The 5,377-nt window shown below is 66.1% G+C and carries 5 protein-coding genes; 4 read left to right on the top strand and 1 reads right to left on the bottom strand.

Going from position 1 to position 5,377, the window contains the following annotated elements; genetic code table 11:
• Positions 1-133: 133 nt before the first annotated feature.
• On the bottom strand, positions 134-1,018 hold the full coding sequence (locus AC1D2K_RS29045) for a LysR family transcriptional regulator (protein ID WP_478093176.1): 885 nt from the start codon (positions 1,016-1,018) through the stop codon (positions 134-136).
• Between the two features lie 101 nt (positions 1,019-1,119).
• Between AC1D2K_RS29045 and AC1D2K_RS29040 the strand changes: the two genes are divergently transcribed.
• The 4 genes from AC1D2K_RS29040 to AC1D2K_RS29025 form a co-directional block, all read left to right on the top strand.
• Positions 1,120-2,487 carry a dihydroorotase gene (locus AC1D2K_RS29040; RefSeq protein WP_478093173.1) on the top strand — a complete coding sequence of 456 codons (1,368 nt, stop codon included), beginning with the start codon at positions 1,120-1,122 and terminating at the stop codon, positions 2,485-2,487.
• A gap of 2 nt (positions 2,488-2,489) precedes the next feature.
• Positions 2,490-3,767, top strand: coding sequence for an allantoate amidohydrolase (locus AC1D2K_RS29035; RefSeq protein WP_478093172.1), 1,278 nt, complete (start codon positions 2,490-2,492; stop codon positions 3,765-3,767).
• 14 nt (positions 3,768-3,781) lie between these two features.
• Positions 3,782-5,134, top strand: coding sequence for a UbiD family decarboxylase (locus AC1D2K_RS29030; RefSeq protein WP_478093170.1), 1,353 nt, complete (start codon positions 3,782-3,784; stop codon positions 5,132-5,134).
• The coding region (locus tag AC1D2K_RS29025; RefSeq protein ID WP_478093168.1) for a flavoprotein at positions 5,134-5,377 on the top strand (244 nt) is incomplete at its 3' end. The genes AC1D2K_RS29030 and AC1D2K_RS29025, both read left to right, overlap by 1 nt.

The following is a 5,377-nucleotide window of genomic DNA, read 5'->3' as shown; positions in this document are numbered from 1 at the left end:
AACCACCGCATTCGATCGATCACGGGATGCTAGGGATGAAGTTCAATAATGTCGCATTCCTTTTTATCGAGAGCCCATAGCATCATGTTAAGCGTGTGTGATCCAGGCCTCCTGGCCAGCGCGGCGGGATCCGCTACAGATCCAGCGATCCGAGCACTTCGATGAATTCCCTTGCGATGCGGGACAAGGGCTGCAGTTGGAGATGGAAGACATTCACCGGCGCGTAGGCCGCGGGCGTGATCGGAACCGCCTCGATGTTGGCCCATATCGGGCCCTTGAGAGTCAGCTCGTCGACCAGTGCCACGCCGACCCCGGCCTGCACCATGGCGCAGGCGACGTGGGCCTGGAGGACCTCGACCCGCGTGGCGGGTTGGTGCGCTTCGCTGCCAAAAATCTGGCGCACCAGCTGGCCGAAGGGGATGTCACTGCTGTAGCCGACGAACGGCTCTTTGGCCAGAGCGCGAACGCGCACGGTCTTGTGGCGCGCCAGGTCATGACCACGCGGGAGTGCGGCCATGATTCGGTTCTTGTAGAGGGGGCGCACCTCCAGGCTCGGGGGAGCCACCGGCATGTAGGTCACGCCGAACTCCACCTGTTGGGTCAGCAGCCCCTGCAACATGCCGCTCGGTATGAGCGTGTGGAGCTCGATCCGTACTTCCGGGTAGCGCGCGCAGAAGATTGCCACGGCTCGCGGCATCACCGACTGACCAATATTGGGGCTGCAGGCGATGCGCAGTTGTCCGATGCGGTTGCGTGCCAGATTGTCCGCAACGTCGCTGACCCGCTGCACGCCCTGGTAAACGCTGGCAATCTCCTCGAACAGCCGGCGCGCCTCCGGTGTCGGATACAGGCGTCCCTTGATCCGCTCGAACAGCTGCAAGTCCAGGCGCTGCTCCATGTGGGAAATCAGCCGGCTGACGGCCGGTTGCGAGACAAACAGCAGGTTGGAAGCGCCGCTGATCGAGCCGCTCACCATGACGGCGCGGAACACCTCGATCTGGCGCAGATTCAGCTTCATATCATTAACTTCATGTTATCCGCGGCCGACATTTAAGCATATGACTTTCTAGGAGGCGATTCCTAGACTTGACCGCATTCACGACGAAAGCGGAGCAACGGATGGGCAGTTTCGAACTGGTGGTTCACGGCGACATAGTCGATGCCGACGGGGTGGTCGAAGGCGGCTGGATTGGCGTGCAGGACGGCCGCGTGGCCGCGCGCGGAACCGGGAAACCGCCGGCCGGCGGCGAGATGGTCGATGCGGGCGGGCTATGGATCCTGCCGGGCGTGGTGGACGGGCAGGTGCATGCGGGCAGCCAGGCCGGCCAGGAAGGCCTGGGTCGGGCCTCGCGCGCCGCTGCCGCCGGCGGCGTGACCGTCATGGTGGACATGCCCTACGACGATCCCGAGCCTGTGGCGTCGCGACCGCAACTGGACGCCAAGATCGCCGAAGTGGAGCGCGACTGCCACGTCGACGTCGCCCTGTTCGGCACGCTCAACGACAGGCACGGCCTGCAGGCGGCGGCCGGGTTGATCGAGGGCGGCGTCTGCGCCTTCAAATTCTCGACCTTCGAAGCCACGCCCGGGCGCTTCCCGCGGGTGGACGAAGACGATCTCTACGAAGCCTTCCGGCTGATCGCACCTTCGGGCCTGGTCTGCGGCGTGCACAACCAGATGCAGGAACTCACGCGCAAGAACATCAAGCGCCTGAAGGAAGACAGCGACACCGGTTGGGACGCGTTCATGCGCGCCCACACACCGCTGATCGAGAACCTGGCGACCGCGCTGATCTACGAGATCGGTGCCGAAACCGGCGCCAGGGCGCACGCGGTCCACGTCTCGACGTCTCGCGGGTTTGAGCTGTGCGGGATGTACCAGCGCGCCGGTCACCAGGCCACGATCGAGACCTGCATCCAGTACCTGATGCTCAACCACGAGGAGCACAGCCGCAAGTTCGGGGCCAAGACCAAGCACTACCCGCCCATCCGTCCCAAGGCGGAGGTGGATCTGCTGTGGACGCACATCGCGCGCGATGGCTGCACCTTCGTCTCGTCCGACCACGTGAGCTGGGGACTGGAGCGAAAGGGCGACCCCGACATCTTTCGCAACGCGTCAGGGGGGCCGGGCCTGGAGACGCTGCTGCCGGCCTTCTGGACTGGCTGCGAAGAGCATGGCATCGCGCCCTCGATGGTGACGCGCCAGCTCTGCCGCAATCCGGCACGTCATTTCCTGCTCGACGACCGCAAGGGATCGCTCGATGTGGGCGCCGATGCCGACTTCGTGGTGCTTCGGCCGGAGCGTTACCGTTTTGACCCCTCCAGCAGTCTCTCGGCCGTGCAATGGAGCTCCTTCGAGGGCCGCGAGTTCACGGTGAAGGTCAATTCGACCTGGAGCCGCGGGCAGCTCGTCTATGACGGCCAGAAGGTCGTCAATCGCGCCGGCGATGGCCGTTTCCTGAAACCGCGCGCAGTGCGCCAGATCCACTGACAATGTCCATGCCTTCTTCATCTTTCCCTCCGATCAACGCAGAGCGCTTGTGGCGCCGCGTCGAAGCCCTGTCGACGTTCACCTTGCCGGAGGTTCCCTGGACCCGTCGGGCCTTCTCCCCCCAGTTCACGGCGGCGCGCGAATGGCTGCGCGCGCAGTTCGCCGAGGCGGGCCTGCAGGTCAGCCAGGATGAAGGCGGCAACCTCGTCGGCCGACTGGGCGCAGTGGATGGACGCAAGCCCATCATCACCGGCTCGCACTGCGACACCGTGCCGATGGGCGGCCGCTTCGACGGCATCATCGGCGTATTGGCCGGGCTCGAGGTCGCGCACACTTTGCGCGAGCAGGGCATCGTGTTGAATCACCCCTTCGAGGTCATCGACTTCCTCTCGGAGGAGCCGAGCGACTATGGCGTTTCGTGCATTGGCAGCCGGGCCTTCTCGGGCGCGCTGGATCCGGGCATGCTGCAGGCGCGCAACCCCGAGGGCGAGACGCTGGCCGAAGGCATGCGCCGCATCGGTGCGCGACCGGAGGCGCTCGACCGGGCGCTTCGTCCCGCCGACAGCACTGCCGCGTTTGTCGAACTGCACATCGAGCAGGGTCCGGTCCTGGAGCAGCGCAAGCTGCCGATCGGCGTTGTGACCGACATCGTGGGTATCCGGCGGGTGGCGATCACCGTACGCGGTCAGGCGGACCACGCCGGAACCACCCCGATGGACATTCGTCGCGACGCGCTCGTTGGCGCCGCGCGCCTGATCGACGCGGCCAATCAAAAGGCCAAAAGCCTCACGGGACAACCGCACTATGTGGTGGCGACGATCGGACGCCTGTCACTGACGCCGAATGCGTCCAACGCCGTGGCGGGCCAGGTCGAGATGACGATGGAGGTGCGCAGCGGCAGCTCCGCGGTGCTGGAGACGTTTCCGGAGGAGTTGTGGGCAAAGGTGTCGCCGGCCCTCGCCGAGTTGCGCGTCAGCGCGACCTTCCAGGACGTGAGTCGCTCCAAGCCGACGGCGTGTGCGGAGCTCGTGATGGCCGCCATCGAGCGGTCCTGCGCGGCGCTCGACTACGCCCACATGCGCATGCCCAGCGGCGCAGGGCACGACGCGGTCTATGTCGCACCCACGGGCCCGGTGGGGATGATCTTCATTCCCTGTCTGGATGGGCGCAGTCATTGTCCGGAGGAATGGATCGAGCCGGCGCAACTGCTGGACGGCACCCGCGTGCTCTATCAAACGGTGCTTGAACTGGACCGGCAGCTGCAGGGGGCGGGCGCATGAATGCCACTTCTTCCATGTCTCGGCAGTCCTGGCGTGCCTTCCTGTCTCGATTGGAGGCGCAAGGCGAACTGCTGCACGTGCGCGACGACGTCGATCCGTACTTCGAGATTTCCGCATGGCTGGATCAACTCGCCACCGGGCGGGCCGTGCAGTTCGACGCTGTGAAAGGTCACGCGTTGCGAGTCGTCGGCAACCTCCTGAACTCGCGCGAGCGCTTCGCGGCGGGTCTCGGGTTGTCCGCTCAGGCGCTGCAGCGGTGCATCATCGACGCGATCGCGAACGGGATCCCGCCCGTTCGGGTGGCCTCGGGCCCCTGTCAGGAGGTGAAGGTGGACGCGCCCGATCTGGTGCGCGAGCTTCCCGCACCGCATTTCTTTCCCCAGGAAACCGGCGCCTACATCACCGCGGGCGTCATCATCGCCCGCGACAGGGTCACGGAGCGCGGCAATGCCTCCTATGCACGCCTGAAGCTGCTGGGTGGCGACCGGGCCATGGTCGGTATCGCACCCAATCATCACCTGGCCGTGATGGCGCGTGCCGCCCACGCGCGCGGCGAGAAGCTCGAGATCGCCGTGACGATTGGCAATCATCCGGCCGTGCTGATCGCCGCCGCGCTGTATCTGCGCCTGGGTGACGACGAACTCGACGCCGCGGGTGCAATGCTCGGCGAGGCGCTGCAGATGGTGCGTTGCCAGACCCTCGCGCTGGACGTGCCGGCGCATTGCGAGATCGTGCTGGAGGGCTGCCTCGATCTCGATGAGCAGCACGAGGAGCAGTTCGTCTCCGAGTTCCATGGCATGTACGAACCCTATGGCAGCGGCCCGGTCGCCCGCTTCGACTGCCTCACCCGTCGCAGCGATGCATTGTTCCAGGTCATCCAGCCGGGCTACTACCCGGAGCACACGCTGATCGGCGGTGTCGCGATTGCCGCCGGGCTGGCGCAGACGTTGCGCGCGGCCGCGATCCCGGTGCGCGAGGTCGCAGTCGGCCACGGCGGGTGCGGCCGCCTGGACGCGGTCGTGAGCCTGCATGCGCATCGGCCGGGCGAGCCGCGCAAGGCCATGTTTTCGATCTGGGGCAGCGTGAACCTGATCAAGAACATCACGGTGGTGGACGAGGACGTCGACCCTTGGGACGCAGGTCAGGTGGCCTGGGCCGTCGCCACGCGCATGCGCGCCGACCGTGACCTGCTGGTCGTGCCCGGCGCACGCACCGATCGGTCCGAGCCCATCAAACACGAGGGCGTGATCGCAAAGATGGGCATGGACGCCACGCGACGAGCGGCCGACCGCCCGGACTGGACCCGTGCCTTGCCGCCGCCCGACGTGATGCAACGCGTCGCCTCGCGCCTGGAGACGCTCGGATGATGGCGTCCGCACCAGGGCGCCGGCGCCGGATCGTGATCGGTATCAGCGGCGCCTCTGGCGTCGTGTTCGGCATCCGCCTGCTCGAGATTCTGCGTGATTGCGGCGTCGAAACGCACTTGGTGATGAGCCGCTCTGCGCAACTCACGCTCGCGTATGAAACCGAGCTCAAGACCGCGGACGTCAGGGCACTGGCCGATGTCTGGCATGCCAACAGCGATGTCGGAGCGGCCATCTCCAGTGGCT

It is taken from the genome of Variovorax sp. P1_H12_2, assembly GCF_056405335.1.
The sequence above is the reverse complement of the archived record's forward strand: the minus strand, read 5'-3'. Positions and strand labels throughout refer to the sequence as shown.

Excerpts from the sequence above, each read along its gene's own strand:
- AC1D2K_RS29045 (WP_478093176.1), bottom strand. The coding sequence starts at position 1,018 with ATGAAGCTGAATCTGCGCCAGATCGAGGTGTTCCGCGCCGTCATGGTG.
- AC1D2K_RS29040 (WP_478093173.1), top strand. The coding sequence starts at position 1,120 with ATGGGCAGTTTCGAACTGGTGGTTCACGGCGACATAGTCGATGCCGAC.
- AC1D2K_RS29035 (WP_478093172.1), top strand. The coding sequence starts at position 2,490 with ATGTCCATGCCTTCTTCATCTTTCCCTCCGATCAACGCAGAGCGCTTG.
- AC1D2K_RS29030 (WP_478093170.1), top strand. The coding sequence starts at position 3,782 with ATGTCTCGGCAGTCCTGGCGTGCCTTCCTGTCTCGATTGGAGGCGCAA.